Here is a 16,729-nt window from a genome sequence, read left to right on the forward strand (position 1 = left end):
ATTGCTCTAAACCATCCAAAGCAATATTAGCAAGGACGGGGCTAAATAATCTTCCCTTGCGGTACTCCTTGCTCCGTAGGGTGAAACATCTCTGCTTCTACGTATCCTGCTTTCAACCACTAGGATTTCTATTAGTAGGTAAATACCATGAGTTCTTTTTTATTTGTGACCGATTTAGACCATACATTAGTAGGTGATTACAAAGCGTTAGAGAAGCTAAATCATGAGTTAGAACAGCATCGAAAAGACTACGGAACAAAAATAGTATACGCAACAGGACGCTCATTAACTTTATATAAAGAGCTAATAGCAGAACAACCTCTTCTTACCCCTGATGCACTGATTACTTCTGTAGGAACTGAAATCTATTTTGACTCTCAAGAATACACTCCTGATTCAGAATGGTCAGAAAAGTTATCAGATGGATGGAATCGGAACTTGATAGTAGAAATTGCCACAGCTTTTCCTGAATTAGTGCCTCAAAAGGAATCAGAACAACGTCCATTTAAAGTCAGCTATCTTATAAGTGAAGAAAACTCTATAAAAGTTCTACCGCAATTAAAGTCTCAGCTAGAAAGCAAGAGTTTGAAATTTAATTTAATTTATAGTGGTGGGAAGGATCTTGACATTTTATCCCTGTATGCAGATAAAGGTTTAGCAGTTAAGTTTTTACAATATAAATGGGAAATTAATTCCGCTACGACAGTTGTATGCGGTGATTCGGGAAACGATATAGCTTTATTTAGTGCTGGAGAAGAACGTGGAATTATTGTCGGTAACGCTCGTCCAGAATTGCTTGAATGGTACAAGGCTAATTCAACAGATTACCGTTATCTTGCGAAATCTTCTTACGCAAATGGTATTTTAGAAGGTTTACGCCACTTTAATTTTATTTGAGTTTTTTGACTAGTACAGCCCGGCGTTGCATAATATAGGATAATTCAATTAAATACAGACATTGTCTAAATATCTCAATACTAAGTGCTGAATAACTATTTATTTTACAGTACATTAGAATCTGCGCCTAAATCTATTAATGAAGACTTTTGAGATTCACTTAAACCCCTAATACCAGCAATCTTCATATCTTGATATAGGTTGCGAAGCTCGATAGTCTGAATATGATTAATTTGATCATAATTTTTTGATATATTCCAAATCTTGATAGTTTGGTCTTGGCTAGAACTTAAAAGATATTTACCATCAAGACTAAAAGTTACAGATTCTACAGTACCTTTATGTCCGTTTACCGAAGAAAGACATCTTGCATTATTTATATTCCACAACTTAATAGTTCTGTCATGTCCAGCACTAGCAACTATATTATTATTTTTAGGATGAAAAGCGACAGATAATATTCCTGCACTATGTCCTTTTAAAGTTTGAATACAAGTACAGTTTTGAGAATTAATATGCCATATTTTTAATGTTTTATCGAAACTTCCACTAACAAGAGTTCTGTTATTTAAGCTAAAACCTATAGTATGTACTTGGTCATCATGAGTTTCATTAAAATTAATAAAACTCTTATTAACAAGATTTTTTAACTTAATAACTTTGTCTCGGCTACTACTAGCAATGTATTGACTATTTGGACTAAAGGCTACTGACAGCACTCGGTCTTTATGGGAAAATTCATCACGTATAATTTTATCTTTCTCTATACTATTTCTGATATAATTCATATCCCATATAATAACTTTTTTATCATTGCCTGTGCTAGCAAGAAGCTCATTATTAGGACTAAAAGCAACACATCTTACACGTTCTTGATGAGATTTTAGAGTCGTTTTATATTCCCAATTCTCACCATTTCGTTCCCACAATAAAATGTTATGGTCTTCACTCCCACTGGCTAAAAAATCATTATTTGGATTAAATGCTACTGACCAAACCCAATCAGTATGCTTAGAAAGTGATTGAATACATTTGTAATTACTAGCTTGCTCCAAAATTCGGATTTTGCTATCTTCACCACAAGAAGCAAAGGTTTTACAATCAAAGCTAGGGGTTATAGACCAAATGCGATTTGCATATCCTTTTATAACGTCTATACATTCTCTTTTTTGAATATCCCAGAATTTAATTGTACGCCCATCTCCTCCACTTATTAGAAGATTACTTCTTTCTGGTTTAGGACAGAATGCTAAACTTCTTATCAAATGTGTGTGAGCGTTTAATAGTGGTTCTAACCATCTTTGCTCTTCTACCGACCATAATCTAATCGTATGTTCACTAGAATGAGTAGCACTTTCATTATCAATGCACCCAATAGCAAGAGTTTTTCCATCATGACTAAAAGCTAATGCACGCACCTGCTTAATTTTTGGATCGCTAATTTCAATTGGCTTGCAATTAATTTCACTAAGGTTTACCCAATTATTAGAGTCAGACCATAGTCGAACTTTTCCATCTTCTCCCCCACTAGCTATCTTCCTACCATCAGGGCTAAATGTGAGACATCGAACTGTACAATTATCTTGTTTTTTTAAATCTTTGGATTCTTTACTATCTATATCCCACAATTTGACAGATCCATTATTACTTCCACTTACAAGTCTTGTATTATTCTTTGTCTTATTAAAAGCTAAACAATGTACATTTTCATGTATTAAAGTTTTTGATGGCTCAGATATCTCAACATTTTGTAAGATAATACCTATATTAGCTACACCAATAGCTAATATATTTCCATCCCAACTAAACGCAACTGATAAAATACGACCGTTATATTTAGAAGGAAAGGGTTTAGAATCGGGATAAAGTGTAATTTCTTGATCATCAGATATGCTATCTACAACCCACAAACTAAGACTACCATCTTCAGTACAACTAGCTAATTTTTGATTATTTGGACTAAAAATTATTGACCATATCTGACTATGACTTGCATTTCTAAGAACACATAATCTTCGATTTTCTGTGTTATGAATTCTAATTGAACCATGAGCATCTCCTGTTGCAAAATAAGTGCCATCTGCACTAAAAGCAATAGAATGAATACAACCTAATGGTTCACAAAACTTAGATTGAGTTAGGTCAGAGTTAATAAAATTTGCTTGTTCTAAAAAAGCATCCTGCAAGTCAGCATGTGCAACAGTAATATTTGATAAATTAAAGTTACTAAAATCTTTTTTCAGATTTAATTGCAGTAATATATTCAAAATATTTCCAGCAGCATAATTCTCCAATAATTCTGTTTGTGAATTTAAATCTACTAAAAAAGAAGATAATTTTTTAGTAATTTCTTCTTCAGTATTTTTAATTAATAATTCTTTTTTAAGAAAGATTAAGATATCATTGATTCGCCTGGTTTTAATTGTAGGTTCTGATTGTGCTGAAAAGAGTAAGTGAGTTTTTAAAAGTCTAAGCTGTTGATTTTGAATTTCTTTACTTACTTCATTTATAAATTTTTTTCTTACATGGGTATACATATCAGATTGTAATATATATTTATCAGCATCTTGGATTAAAAAATTTTCTTTAACCAATTCATCTAAATGAATCTTACAATTATCTTTTAATTTACTCGATTCTTTAGCAAATAATTTCTCTCTAAGATTTTTGAGAGTTAGGAAATCATTATACTCAATTGCAAACAAATATAATAGTTCTTTTTCAGAATCATTTAAATTTTCAAATTTAGATATCAAAGTATTAGTTGTTGCATTTGCATCTTCAGATTCAACCTCTGATATTGTTCCATTTCCATCTTCTAATTGAAAGTTTGCCAAAATCTCGAAAGCAAAAGCAGCGGCATGACGAGAAGCTTTATTGTGGCGATCTATTTCAGTTTCTATAGAATCGTCATTTTTATTCTCAATTAAGTCGGAGATACCTCGAATCACAATCGCTTTAATATTGGGGTGGGCAAAGACGGCACTCAGAAAACCAAACCCTTCCATTTCGACGGCGATCGCATCGTTATAATTCGTCCTCAATAACTGGAAAATATCTGACTGCCTGGAGGCAACCACCTTCTCTCCAGCAGCAATGGGAGCTACAAACACACTAGGCTGCGAAACTGGAGTGTCGGATAGCCGTTGCAACCACTCGCTTTTTCTTGCCTCTGACTTGGCTATCTGCACCAGTGCATCGGTTGACTTTCCCAAGGTTGGTCGGGTGAAGAACTGCTCTCCTACCTTACCTGACTCATAATTATAAACGTCTGTTGCTGCCACCACATCGCCGATTGCAACGTCTTTGATTCCTCCAGCAATCCCCACAAAGAAAATAATATTAGGCTTGAAGTACGAGATTGCCCGTTCTACTGCTAGGGCTGCTCCAATATTGCCAGCCCCCACCTCGGCAATTCCCACTTTCCATTCCTGTCGGTTTCCAATAAAATTTCCTTGTTCATAAACCATTCCCAAGGGACTAGTCTTCTCTTGAATATCTGTTAAATGAGAGTGGAGAGCAAGATACTCAACGGACAAGGCAGTAAGGATAACAGCAATCGGCATAGTTAATTTTAAGGTTTTAACTCAAGGACTACATTATAAAATTTATAGCAGCTAGCCTCTACATTATTCTATATTTTGCTGCTTTATTGAGTCTTGCCCAAGTTTTAGTTAATACTAATAGTAAAAGTATAGTAGTGAGATAGCCAGAATACTGAGGAAAAATGATGCTATTTAGGAAACAGCCATGAGCGATAAAGATCAAATACTTGAAATTTTCTTTAAGGAATACGACAAGTTAAAGTCGGAACAGGCTCAACGAATCGGCTTTCGGGACAACTTGCTTTACGTGACATTAGGCTTGTTCGGAACTGTTATCTCGTTTGCCGTTTCCAATTCGTCGAACTATTATGCTCTGCTGGTGATTCCGTGGGTTTGTCTAATTCTGGGTTGGACTTATGTGGTTAATGACGATAAAATTTCAGCGATTGGCAAGTACATTCGCCTCAAGCTGGTTGATAAAGTTAAGGAACACACGGGCTATACGGATCTGGAAACTCTCTTTGGTTGGGAGATTGCTCATCGTGATGACAAGCATCGAAAACGTCGCAAGATTCAGCAGTTGATTGTAGATGAAATTACTTTTGTATTTTCGGGCGTGATTGCTCTTTCAGCGTTTTGGTTTCTGGTTTCCCAACCTCCCCTAGCGATAACTATTCTGTCTTGGGTGGAACTTCTACTCTTAATTGTGTTGGGAGTCGAAATATTTATTTATGCTGATCTGGCAAAGGGGCGCTAGAATTCCATACTCAGTGTAAGGATTTAGGTTGCAGAAAAAGGAATAAGTGAAAGGATAAGTAATTTCATAACCAACATGTGCATGTAAAGCTAACGCAAATAAGTTGATAACAGAATGCTGCTGAGTTCGACAAGTTTGCATAACACTTAACGGGATTTAAACATTTTTGACGAATAAATAAGCCTCAAACCGTTGCAGGGTAAGGGAAATACACCAAATGCCCCAAAACACCTGAAACCCAAATATATCAACAAACCAAGTAAAACGATGTCAAAACCCATTGGGATATACGTTTGAGGTAATTTTATCGGTGTTTTTTGCCTAAGTCTCATTAATAGTTTTGTAGTATTACTAAATCGCTCAAGCAACCATGAACCACCACTAATTTTTTGTTTAGTAACAGATAATCATAATGACCGTTCTGCCAAATTATTATCAGGTACTCTCTACCTGAATCCTTACATTTAAGTCAAATGCATGAAGACTGTTTTCAGCAATTCGGCGCGTGTAAACGGTTTGGTAAGATATCCAGATGCCCCTACTAGTTTCGCTTTTACTTTGTCTACAATTCCTTTACTCCCAGTGACAAAAATGATCGGAGTCTTTTGAAAAATTAAATTATTTCGTATAATTCGGCACAGCTCATAACCATCGATTCCCAGCATGTTTAAATCCAACAAAATTAAGTCTGGTTTATGTCTTATAATTGACAGAACGGCTTTTACTGGATCGTTAATGGTCACTACAGAAAAATTTTCATTTTCTAAGAAACGGCTAATTTCTTTAAGAATTGTGGGGCTATCATCAACAGAAACAATTTTGTGGACTTTTTGTGCCGTTACAGTAGCAGCCGCTACTCTTAGAGAAGCAGGATTTATGTTATTTGATATTGTTGGTTCCTGAAAGTTTTCTTGGAGAGGAGGAGAAATCTGTGGTAATTGTTGAACAGGAGCTATATTCTCTTCAGAAATATCGGGGTAATAGTTGACGGTGTTACTTAGCTCTTTTGTGGTGTGAACTATTTCTGTAACTAATTTTGAGAAAACCGCAGGCGTAGCCTGTTGTAGACATTGCTCTTCAAATATCTTTGGTAATTTATCAAAAGGTGGATCGGGTTCATGCAAAATAATCGCACCCTTCAGTATGTAAGGGTATAAATTGCGAGCCAGTTGGATTTCATCTTGATTCAAAATTGTCGCCAGATGACACAGGCTGAAACCCTTCATCCAATTAATTAAATCTGACTGAAGTTTTGGTAAGTCTTTTTCCTCAATCTTGCTATTAATTAACAGATATGGACGTTGATATTGAGAAGAAATTTGTGGAATAAAAGCCTGCCAATTTTGTAATCTGACTTGGCAACGGTCTAGAATTTTTTCTACATCTAGCCGACAAATTCTTGGCATTCTATCAATTGGTTCTGTCAATTCATAAGTACCTCCTTTAATCAGTAGAAATGATTCAATCACCTCTTTCACTAATTCTTGAATCAGCACTGCTGCTTGGGTAGAATGTAGATGTTGTTGACTAACAAGCCAAGATATCGCCTGATATTCAGGAGGGTGGCTTCTGGAATTGCTGTCATCTTCGATTAGCTGACTGTGGGAATCTGGTTCAAACATCAGACGGACTTGAACGCGAACCTCGCTAGTAAGCATAGGAACTTGGTGGCTGAGGCGGCGCAAATGGCGTTCTAGTCGATCGAACGGTTCCACTGAATGGGTAGCGTAAGTTATTTTGCCCTGTTCTAAGTAAATCGACCAAGATACTGAGTTACTTAATGCTTGTAAATAAGTACTATCAGAGCAATTAGATAACTGTCTTAACAAACTTAAAGGACGTAATTTGGTGAATGCACCTGAGTTATTCATATTTTTCAAGTTTTTTTGCGGAATCAACAACCGAACATTTGAAGATTGAAAATATCAACTATGAAGTATTTTCTTCTTTGTAATATTTCTAGAATGTGTATATATATTAAAATTTATAAGCTTTGTAACCCATTTGTTACATTTAGCACATTTTACTTAATCTATCTCAAAAAACAAGTAGGTGGGTGGGTATGAATAAAGGTAAACAATTATCATAGCTAGACTATCAGAAGATGTTGGTTAATTTTAGATTTTACTCACTACCGACAATTGTTGGCTAAAGACTTTAATAACGACGTTTATTGATGTCTCTTCATCTTAAGAGGCAAATTTTATTCCAAGTTCCCGCAGTTCCACTGGTATACTTCTAGAGCTAACGATCCTAAATTATGGTTAATAATTTTTCTATAAAGGAACATTTTTCCTACATAAAATCTTTAAAAACTTATCTAGGAAAGTTTACGTATTTATTGTACTGTAGGTTTAATGGATATAAATTTTTGGTAGATACATTACAACAGGTAACGCTGGGTTTTGATAAACTCTTTTTTGCTAAACTAAGCTGTACTCAAGTTCTTCTTAAAATATATAGAGAACTTTATGAAAATAATTTGTTTAATAAAGATTAGAGCATCTACCACTAGATACTATATGTCTGTAGTCGCTGAGTCGACTGGAATTACATAATCTGAGAAAAGGGAAATAAGGCTTTGGACTTTAACATAACACAAAAAGTTATGCACGATACTTTAAGACTTGATGAAGTAGTAGAATTTGCTGAGAACCCAGAACCACGTTGTCCTTGTGTGCTCTTACTAGACACATCTGGCTCGATGCAGGGAGATCCGATTGAGGCTTTAAATCAAGGTTTACTCAGTTTAAAGGATGAATTAGTCAAAAATTCCTTAGCCGCCAGACGAGTGGAAGTGGCAATCGTCACTTTTGATAGTAATGTCAATGTCGTACAAGACTTTGTGACTGCCGATCAATTCAACCCGCCCATTTTGACAGCCCAGGGCTTAACTACAATGGGTGCAGGAATTCATAAAGCTTTGGACATAATTCAAGAGCGAAAATCTCAGTATCGTACCAATGGGATTGCTTACTATCGTCCTTGGGTATTCATGATTACCGATGGAGAACCGCAAGGCGAGTTAGAGAATGTAGTAGAGCAAGCATCCCAGCGTTTACAGGGAGATGAAGCTAATAAGCGCGTAGCATTTTTTACAGTTGGTGTAGAGAATGCGAATATGACGCGTTTAAATCAAATAACTGTGCGTACACCACTGAAACTGAAAGGATTAAACTTTATCGAAATGTTTGTCTGGCTATCAACTAGTATGTCAGCTGTATCTCATTCACAGGTAGACGAACAGGTAGCACTACCGCCCATTGGTTGGGGGACTGTTTAATTAAAAATCGCAGCTTGATGTTGACACAGCTAGCTGTTGGGAAAAAAATCTTATGAAAATATCAAAACAGATTGCTCAATGGCGGATTGTGGCTGCGTCTGTATGTGGTACAAGTCACTTAAAAAACAAGCAGTTATGTCAGGATGCTCATCACTGGCAGATATTGTCAGATAATGTTTTAGTGGCGGCCGCAGCAGATGGCGCGGGTTCTGCTAGCCTTGGGAAAGTGGGAGCGATGATTGCTGTAGAAACAGCAATAGAAAGCATTTCTAGCATTGGAATCACCCGAAAACTTTTGAGTGATGATGCCTTAGTGCGATCGCTCTTAAATGATGCCATACTAGCCGCCAAAAAAGCTGTGGAGGATGAGGCGGCTACTTGTGACAAACAGCCTCAAGATTTAGCAACTACCTTAATTATGATGGTTGCCACCCCAGAAGTTGTAGCTGTAGTGCAAATAGGTGATGGTTTGGCAGTGGCAAAAGATCGCACGGGCAATCTGCTCGCACTGACTATACCTGATAGCGGCGAATACATCAACGAAACCACTTTTTTAACTTCGCCTACAGCCTTACATACGGCGCAGATGAGATTATGGCGCACCGACATAGTTAATGTTGGTATTATTACTGACGGACTACAAATGCTGGCTTTGAATATGGTTGTTGGTGAACCTCACAAACCCTTCTTTTTTCCGCTATTTGAATTTGTCGCCAATACCGAGGATAAGACAGAAGCAAAGGAGCAGTTGGTAAAGTTTTTACGCTCAGACCGAATCACGCAACGCACTGATGATGATTTGACACTCATTATAGCTGCATTCAACGACTCATGAGCAATCAATTTACAGGTTTCACATCTTAAATAACTTCCGTTAGCGGTAATTTCATTATGCAGGTACTACGTTGTTCCCCTAGAAAAGAAATCCTCAGCCTCAATGTCAGTTTGGGGCGTGGCGGTGAAGCTTGTGTTTATGCAGTGCCATCCGATAACCATTTGGTGGCGAAAATCTACCACAAGCCAACGACTGCCCATGCTGATAAATTACAGGCGATGCTTGCCAACCCCCCAGAAAACCCTACGGCTAGTTTGGGGCATATCTCTATCGCTTGGCCAGAGGATGTATTGCGGGCAGCAGATGGCAAAAACAGCATCCTGGGCTTTTTGATGCCACGGATTCAGGGGATGCGTCCAATCATCGACTTTTACAACCCCAGAACCCGTCGCCAACACTGTCCCCTATTCAACTATCAGTACCTGCTCCGCACGGCTCGTAACTTGGCGGCAGCAATTGCAGCTTTGCACGCTAGTGGATATTGTATTGGTGATGTGAACGAGTCAAATATCCTCGTCAGTGATACGGCATTGGTGACTTTGATAGACACAGACTCTTTTCAAGTAACCGACCCCAACAGCAATGTTGTTTATCGCTGCCCTGTTGGGAAACCAGAGTTTACTCCACCAGAACTACAGAATAAAACTTTTGCCCAGCACGATCGCGAAATTTCTCACGATTTATTTGGGTTAGCGGTGCTGGTATTCCAACTCCTCATGGAAGGCACTCACCCATTTTCGGGGATTTTTCAAGGCGCTATTGAGCCACCGCCCTACGAAGCCCGCATTGCATCGGGTCATTTCACTTACAGCCAAAAGCGTTACGTACCCTACCTACCTACCCCCATTGCACCCCCTTGGGAAATTCTTCATCCCAGCTTACAAGAACTATTTGTCCGTTGTTTTGAAGAGGGTCACAACAACCCACAACTCCGCCCCAGTGCCCAGACTTGGCTCTCAGCAATCGCGGAAGCCGAAGATTCTTTAATTACCTGCACTACAAATCCCCAGCATCGCTACAACAACCACATGCGTAGCTGTCCCTGGTGCGAACGGACAGTGCGATTAGGCGGACGCGACCCCTTCCCATCACATCGGGCTATAGAAGCTAGAGAACATCTCCAACCGCGAATCAAAGCGAAAAAGCGCTACACCCAGACACCGCATTTTCCACAGCGCAGTATGTCACCGCACTTAGCTAATTATTGGCAGCCAATAATTACCCCAAGCGGTTCATCTTATAAACGTTCCAAGAGGTCAAAATTATACCCAGTTATTTGTTGCTTGATGGGCTTTGGTTTATTGGGATATGCGGACGTAATGATTAAATTTACTCAGCCGTTAGTTTCCCAAAATGCTTACACCCAACAAACCTTGAAGTCTCGCCAGACAATTAACAAACTCAGCTTCGCTGATTACTATCAGCAGGGTTATACAGCTTACAAAAACCGAGACTATGAAAAAGCAATTGCCAGCTTGAGCGAAGCAATTGTACAAGAGCCAACACATGCTAGAGCAATTGTAAATCGTGGCAATGCCCGCTATAACCTGAAAGACTACGAAGGAGCAGTCACGGATTATAGCCAAGCTCTCAAAATCAATCCCAATCAAATCAAAGCTCTGGTGAATCGGGGCAATGCCCGCTATATGCTCGCCGAATATAGCAACGATCCTGATACCGAATATAACCTAGCGATCGCAGACTATAATCGGGCTATCGGTCTGGATAATAATGAAGTTGAAGCTCATATCAGACGGGGGATTGTCCGCACCCAAATGGCTAAATATAGCGGTGAATCTCAACAAGATTACAAAAGAGCGATCGCAGATTTTACTCAGGCGATAAAACTTAATGTATCCAAAGCAGAAGCTTACTTTCAGAGAGGTGTTGTCTATTATCAAATTGCTCAATATAGCAGCAATTATGAGCAAGAATATAAACTAGCGATCGCCGATCTTAACGAAGCATTAACTATTAGCCCCAAACTAGCAAAAGCATATCTCAAACGAGGTATGGTTCGCTATGAGCTAGCACAATATGGCGGTAGTGAATCTAACAAAAACCAGACGAAAGCTATCGAAGATATACAGGCATCTGCCAAAATCTTTCTTGAGCAAGATGATATGGATAATTATCAGCAAGCACTCAGCAATATGTGTGTAGTCGTAGAAAACAAATGCGATCCTTTATTCCAAGGCTCAAGTAATCTAGAAAAAACTAACTAATAATATGTAAGTTTTTTTACTTACATATTATTAGTTTTGATTGAATAAATCCAGCCAGACTAGGGTTAGCGCCAGCTAATCCTAGTTATTTTATGGGTAAAATTTTTATTTAACTAGGTAACTTATTTTTAGTTTTATAGATATTCATAGAGCTTTTATATAGAAAAGATGTTAATTTATCTTTCCTTCATAATTTTGCCGGAAATTACAGTTAGATTATTGACTGAGAAAAACAAATTAGAAATCAATTTTTCTCTATCTAAGTGCATCCTCTTCATCTCGATAAAGTCAAATAATAATATCCCTACAAATCTCCGAGGTAATTGCATGAAAGCGGTGATTTTGGCTGGAGGGCTTGGTACACGCCTCAGTGAAGAAACTAGTATCAGACCCAAGCCGATGGTTGAGATTGGTGGTAAGCCAATTCTCTGGCACATAATGAAGACTTACTCTGCTCATGGCATTAATGACTTCATCATTTGTTGCGGTTACAAAGGTTACATAATTAAGGAGTATTTTGCTAATTACTTCTTACACATGTCAGATGTTACCTTTGATATGCGATTTAACCAGATGAACGTGCATTCTGGTTATGCTGAACCCTGGCGTGTTACCTTAGTAAACACGGGCGATAATACCATGACAGGCGGACGCTTAAAGCGAATCAGCGAACATCTTGGTAATGAAACTTTTTGCTTTACTTATGGTGATGGTGTAAGTAATATTAATATCACCGAGCTAGTTAGATTTCATAAAGAACAAAAAACATTAGGAACACTCACAGCCGTTCAGCCAGCCGGACGTTTTGGAGCCATTTCTTTAGGATATGAGCAAACTAAAATTACCAGCTTCCGAGAAAAACCTGAAGGTGATGGAGCTTGGATTAATGGCGGTTATTTTGTGTTAGAACCAGAAGTAATCAATTTGATTGCTGATGACTCTACAGTATGGGAGCAACAGCCATTAGAAAAGCTAGCTGATATGGAACAACTATCTGCCTTCAAACATGATGGCTTTTGGCAACCGATGGATACTTTACGCGATAAAAACTATCTCGAAGGGCTATGGAAAAACAATCAAGCTCCTTGGAAGGTATGGTAAGGGGGCTAGGGACTGGGGACTAGGGATTGGGAAGATTTGAATGAAGATTCACATCCAAACCAAATCTTACTCATATTTTCTTACCCAGTACCCAGTACCCAGTACCCAATCCCAAATAACTTTATAGATTTACTGTAATTTCAAGTGCGATAATACTAATGTATGATTTTGCGATTATAGGTGGGGGAATAGTTGGACTCTCTACAGCATTAGCTTTAGGTAAACGCTATCCCAATGCGCGTATTTTAGTACTAGAAAAAGAGAGTCAATGGGCATTTCACCAAACCGGCAATAATAGCGGGGTAATTCATTCTGGTATTTACTACAAACCAGGGAGTTTCAAAGCTAAATTTTGTCGTGATGGTTCGCGCTCTATGGTAGAATTTTGTCAAGAGTATGGAATAGAACATGAAGTTTGTGGTAAGGTAATTGTTGCAACTGAAGAACAAGAGCTACCACATCTAGAAAATCTCTACCAACGTGGCTTAGACAATGGCATAGAAGTTAAGAGAATTAGCCCCGAAGAAGTCAGGGAAATTGAACCTCACGTAAAATGTGTAGGCGGGCTTCGGGTATTCTCAACTGGTATTGTTAATTACAAGCAAGTTTGTTTAAAATATGCCCAGCTAATTCAACAGCAGGGTGGGGATTTGCATCTCAATACAAAAGTTCTGAAAATCTCCCCAAGTGGTAAAAATCAGGTACTGGAAACAAACAAAGGTAACTTTGCAACCCGCTTTGTAATTAATTGTACGGGATTGCATAGCGATCGCACCGCCAGATTAGGTAAAGTTGAACCCCAAGCCAAAATCGTCCCATTCCGGGGAGAATACTACGAGCTGACCCCAGAAAAACGCTATCTGGTTAAGACACTAATTTATCCAGTTCCCAATCCCGATTTTCCCTTCCTGGGTGTTCATTTTACCCGGATGATTGATGGTAGCGTCCACGCGGGGCCAAACGCGGTTCTGTCACTCAAACGCGAAGGTTACAAAAAAACCGACTTCGATTTACGAGATTTTCTTGAAGTCGTCACCTATCCTGGTTTCTGGAAATTGGCAGCCAAACACGCCCCTGAAGGTATCCAAGAAATCATTCGTTCCTTTAGTAAAGCAGCCTTCACCAGAAGTTTGCAAAAACTAATTCCCGAAGTCCAAGCAGAAGACTTAGTTCCCACCCATGCAGGAGTTCGCGCTCAAGCCTTAATGAACGATGGCAAGCTTGTAGATGACTTTTTGATTGTTTCTGGTCAAAACTCCATCCATGTTTGCAATGCTCCTTCTCCTGCTGCCACATCTTCTCTAGAAATCGGCAAAGCGCTTGTGGCGGAAATTCCCCAACTCTCGCATCTAGATAATGTAGTAACTGCATAGATATCTATAGTTACTTCCGGTGCTGCTGAATTAAGGCATGAATCTTGTGGGGTGAGCAACATCAGCGCCCGGAAATAAAAGGGATGAGCTTTTCGGCCCATCCCATAAGAAAAAGTGTAGTGCATCAATTAAGAACCGCTATAAAGCGCTGATACCCAACAAACACCTCCGAAAATAATTTATGTGTGTGCCTACCAGGGATTTTGGGCAACACGCTATAGCTATGCGCCCCTACTAAACGAAGAATTTAACTCATCAATACAAAGGCATTAACTACAATGAAAATATTAGTAACTGGAACAGAAGGCTATCTTGGTTCATTATTACCGCCTCTGTTAATTGAACGCGGACATGAAGTTATTGGTCTAGATACTGGTTTCTATAAAGTTGGTTGGCTATACAACGCTAATGGGGTCACACCTAAAACCCTGAACAAAGATATCCGCAACATTACCCCTGATGACTTGGAAGGTGTTGAAGCAATAGTTCACATGGCAGAACTCTCCAACGACCCAGCCGGACAATTAGCACCGAATATTACCTACGAAATTAATCATATCGGTTCAGTTCGTCTCGCTAGCCTAGCTAAAGCTATGGGTGTGCGTCGTTTTGTATATATGTCTTCGTGTAGCGTCTACGGCGTTGCTACCGCAGGTGATGTTACAGAAGAATCCTCAATTAATCCCCAAACAGCCTACGCAGAATGCAAAACTCTCGTAGAAAGAGATGTCACACCACTCGCTGACGATGACTTCTCTCCCACCTTTATGCGGAATGCTACAGCCTTTGGTGCTTCCCCCCGGATGCGCTTTGATATTGTTTTAAACAACTTAGCAGGGTTGGCATGGACTAGTAAGCAAATCAAAATGACCAGTGATGGTACACCTTGGCGACCATTAGTCCACGCACTGGATATTTGCAAAGCAATAGTCTGCGCCTTAGAAGCACCACGAGACATTGTACATAACCAAATCTTCAACGTGGGAGATACAGCAAACAACTATCGCGTTAAAGAAATCGCGGAAATTATTGCTGATATTTTCCCAGATTGTAAATTGTCCTTTGGTGACAACGGTTCAGATAACCGCAGCTATCGGGTATCCTTCGAGAAAATCAACACAATTCTCCCCGGATTTAAATGTGATTGGAATGCCCGACTTGGTGCCCAGCAGCTATTTGATTTATTCAGTCAAATAGACATGGCTGAAGATACTTTCTTATTTAGAGGATTTACTCGCTTAAAACAGCTAGAGTATCTAATTCGTACCGAGCAAATTGACAAAGATTTCTTCTGGAATAAAAAGTAGATAGAGTTGCCGAATAGCAGCAAACAAATATTCTAAAGTTCCGAATCAACAATATTTGATTCGGACTTATTTCATCTATCAAAATATTTGCAATTAGTGAGTTGAAGTTTATGGCGATCGCAAAATGCCGTTTTAGTGGACAACCTCTACACAAAACCTTTATTGATTTAGGAATGTCACCTTTAGCCAATGCTTATCTGACAGCAGAACAGCTAAATCATGCCGAGAAATTTTATCCACTCCATGCTTATGTTTCCGAGGATACTCTTTTAGTTCAATTAGAACAATTTGAAACTCCCGATCGGATTTTTAGCGACTATGCCTACTTTTCTTCTTACTCGGTAAGTTGGCTAAAACACGCCAAAGATTACACCGATATGATAGTAGAAAAATTTGGCTTTAATTGCAATACTCAAGTTATTGAAATTGCCAGCAACGATGGCTACCTACTGCAATATTTTGTAGAAAAGGGAATCCCAGTTTTAGGAATAGAACCAGCAGCAAATATAGCCAAAATAGCTCAAGACAGAGGCATTCCTAGTATCAACAAGTTTTTTGGGGTTGAAACTGCCAAAGAACTCGTGATACAAGGAAAACTAGCCGATCTTTTGATAGGCAATAATGTTTTAGCTCATGTACCAGATTTAAATGATTTTATCGCTGGAATGAAACTCATCCTCAAACAAAATGGGATCTTGACGATGGAGTTTCCTCACATTTTACAACTGATTCAACAAAATCAGTTCGATACTATTTATCATGAGCATTTTTCTTACTTCTCATTCCTCACTATCGAAAAGATTTTTGCAGCGCATAATTTGCAACTTTTTGATGTAGAAGAATTAACAACTCACGGCGGTTCTTTAAGAATTTATGCTAAACATGACAATGCTGATAATCCTAGCACCAATGACCGAGTTAACCATCTAAAAGCAAAGGAAATTGCTGCTGGACTCCATCTGATGGAGACTTATATTACATTTGCTGAAAAAGTTAAAGAAACAAAGCATAAGCTTTTAAGTTTCCTTATAAGCGCCAAAGCAGAAAGGAAATCAATTGTTGGCTATGGCGCACCAGCCAAAGGTAACACATTGCTTAATTACTGTGGGATTGGGAAAGATTTTATCGATTACACAGTCGATTGCAATCCTTACAAACAAGACTTATTTTTACCTGGGACTCATATTCCCATCTTTGAACCAGATAAAATCCGCGAAACCAAACCAGATTATGTCCTAATTTTACCTTGGAATCTCAAGGAAGAAATTATGGAGCAAATGGCATTTATTGGCGAATGGGGTGGACAGTTTGTTGTGCCTATTCCTGAAGTCAAAATTTATCCGTGTCCGATTCCGGATAGGCTTTTAATAGCGTCGTAATTACTAGATATAACCCAAAAAGCGCCT

11 protein-coding genes are annotated in these 16,729 nt (G+C 38.6%); 9 read left to right on the forward strand and 2 right to left on the reverse strand.

Going from position 1 to position 16,729, the window contains the following annotated elements:
• Positions 1-147 precede the first annotated feature (147 nt).
• Positions 148-897 carry a sucrose-phosphate phosphatase gene (locus CDG79_RS17140; RefSeq protein WP_094343196.1) on the forward strand — a complete coding sequence of 250 codons (750 nt, stop codon included), beginning with the start codon at positions 148-150 and terminating at the stop codon, positions 895-897.
• Positions 898-1,001: 104 nt separating this feature from the next.
• Here the strand turns inward: CDG79_RS17140 and CDG79_RS17145 are convergent, their stop codons facing one another.
• Positions 1,002-4,463, reverse strand: a complete 3,462-nt coding sequence (locus tag CDG79_RS17145) for a phosphorylase family protein (RefSeq protein ID WP_094343197.1) — start codon at positions 4,461-4,463, stop codon at positions 1,002-1,004.
• Between the two features lie 184 nt (positions 4,464-4,647).
• Between CDG79_RS17145 and CDG79_RS17150 the strand changes: the two genes are divergently transcribed.
• Complete coding sequence (locus tag CDG79_RS17150; RefSeq protein WP_094343198.1) at positions 4,648-5,199, forward strand: hypothetical protein; 552 nt, start codon at positions 4,648-4,650, stop codon at positions 5,197-5,199.
• Positions 5,200-5,663: 464 nt separating this feature from the next.
• Here CDG79_RS17150 and CDG79_RS17155 read toward each other — a convergent pair whose 3' ends face one another.
• Positions 5,664-7,070, reverse strand: a complete 1,407-nt coding sequence (locus tag CDG79_RS17155; RefSeq protein WP_094343199.1) for a response regulator — start codon at positions 7,068-7,070, stop codon at positions 5,664-5,666.
• A 737-nt stretch (positions 7,071-7,807) separates the two neighbouring features.
• Here CDG79_RS17155 and CDG79_RS17165 point away from each other — a divergent pair.
• The 7 genes from CDG79_RS17165 to CDG79_RS17195 all read left to right on the forward strand — a co-directional run bounded on the left by CDG79_RS17165 (position 7,808) and on the right by CDG79_RS17195 (position 16,702).
• Positions 7,808-8,482: a vWA domain-containing protein gene (locus CDG79_RS17165; RefSeq protein WP_094329203.1), complete on the forward strand. Its 675-nt coding sequence runs from the start codon at positions 7,808-7,810 to the stop codon at positions 8,480-8,482.
• A 52-nt stretch (positions 8,483-8,534) separates the two neighbouring features.
• Positions 8,535-9,317 (forward strand): PP2C family serine/threonine-protein phosphatase, encoded by a 783-nt coding sequence (locus CDG79_RS17170; protein ID WP_094343201.1) that lies wholly within the window; start codon positions 8,535-8,537, stop codon positions 9,315-9,317.
• A gap of 56 nt (positions 9,318-9,373) precedes the next feature.
• Positions 9,374-11,542 carry a tetratricopeptide repeat protein gene (locus CDG79_RS17175; protein WP_094343202.1) on the forward strand — a complete coding sequence of 723 codons (2,169 nt, stop codon included), beginning with the start codon at positions 9,374-9,376 and terminating at the stop codon, positions 11,540-11,542.
• A 327-nt stretch (positions 11,543-11,869) separates the two neighbouring features.
• Complete coding sequence (rfbF, locus tag CDG79_RS17180; RefSeq protein ID WP_094343203.1) at positions 11,870-12,643, forward strand: glucose-1-phosphate cytidylyltransferase; 774 nt, start codon at positions 11,870-11,872, stop codon at positions 12,641-12,643.
• Positions 12,644-12,801: 158 nt separating this feature from the next.
• Positions 12,802-14,016 (forward strand): L-2-hydroxyglutarate oxidase, encoded by a 1,215-nt coding sequence (lhgO, locus tag CDG79_RS17185; RefSeq protein WP_094343204.1) that lies wholly within the window; start codon positions 12,802-12,804, stop codon positions 14,014-14,016.
• A 278-nt stretch (positions 14,017-14,294) separates the two neighbouring features.
• A complete protein-coding gene (locus CDG79_RS17190) occupies positions 14,295-15,323 on the forward strand; it encodes an NAD-dependent epimerase/dehydratase family protein (RefSeq protein ID WP_094343205.1) in 1,029 nt (342 codons plus the stop codon).
• Positions 15,324-15,433: 110 nt separating this feature from the next.
• Entirely contained in the window at positions 15,434-16,702 is a 1,269-nt protein-coding gene (locus tag CDG79_RS17195; protein ID WP_094343206.1) for a class I SAM-dependent methyltransferase, read from the forward strand.
• Positions 16,703-16,729: the final 27 nt, after the last annotated feature.

The sequence above is a fragment of the Nostoc sp. 'Peltigera membranacea cyanobiont' 232 genome (assembly GCF_002245985.1).
GTDB lineage: Bacteria > Cyanobacteriota > Cyanobacteriia > Cyanobacteriales > Nostocaceae > Nostoc.

Excerpts from the sequence above, each read along its gene's own strand:
- CDG79_RS17140 (WP_094343196.1), top strand. The coding sequence starts at position 148 with ATGAGTTCTTTTTTATTTGTGACCGATTTAGACCATACATTAGTAGGT.
- CDG79_RS17145 (WP_094343197.1), bottom strand. The coding sequence starts at position 4,463 with ATGCCGATTGCTGTTATCCTTACTGCCTTGTCCGTTGAGTATCTTGCT.
- CDG79_RS17150 (WP_094343198.1), top strand. The coding sequence starts at position 4,648 with ATGAGCGATAAAGATCAAATACTTGAAATTTTCTTTAAGGAATACGAC.
- CDG79_RS17155 (WP_094343199.1), bottom strand. The coding sequence starts at position 7,070 with ATGAATAACTCAGGTGCATTCACCAAATTACGTCCTTTAAGTTTGTTA.
- CDG79_RS17165 (WP_094329203.1), top strand. The coding sequence starts at position 7,808 with ATGCACGATACTTTAAGACTTGATGAAGTAGTAGAATTTGCTGAGAAC.
- CDG79_RS17170 (WP_094343201.1), top strand. The coding sequence starts at position 8,535 with ATGAAAATATCAAAACAGATTGCTCAATGGCGGATTGTGGCTGCGTCT.
- CDG79_RS17175 (WP_094343202.1), top strand. The coding sequence starts at position 9,374 with ATGCAGGTACTACGTTGTTCCCCTAGAAAAGAAATCCTCAGCCTCAAT.
- rfbF (WP_094343203.1), top strand. The coding sequence starts at position 11,870 with ATGAAAGCGGTGATTTTGGCTGGAGGGCTTGGTACACGCCTCAGTGAA.
- lhgO (WP_094343204.1), top strand. The coding sequence starts at position 12,802 with ATGTATGATTTTGCGATTATAGGTGGGGGAATAGTTGGACTCTCTACA.
- CDG79_RS17190 (WP_094343205.1), top strand. The coding sequence starts at position 14,295 with ATGAAAATATTAGTAACTGGAACAGAAGGCTATCTTGGTTCATTATTA.
- CDG79_RS17195 (WP_094343206.1), top strand. The coding sequence starts at position 15,434 with ATGGCGATCGCAAAATGCCGTTTTAGTGGACAACCTCTACACAAAACC.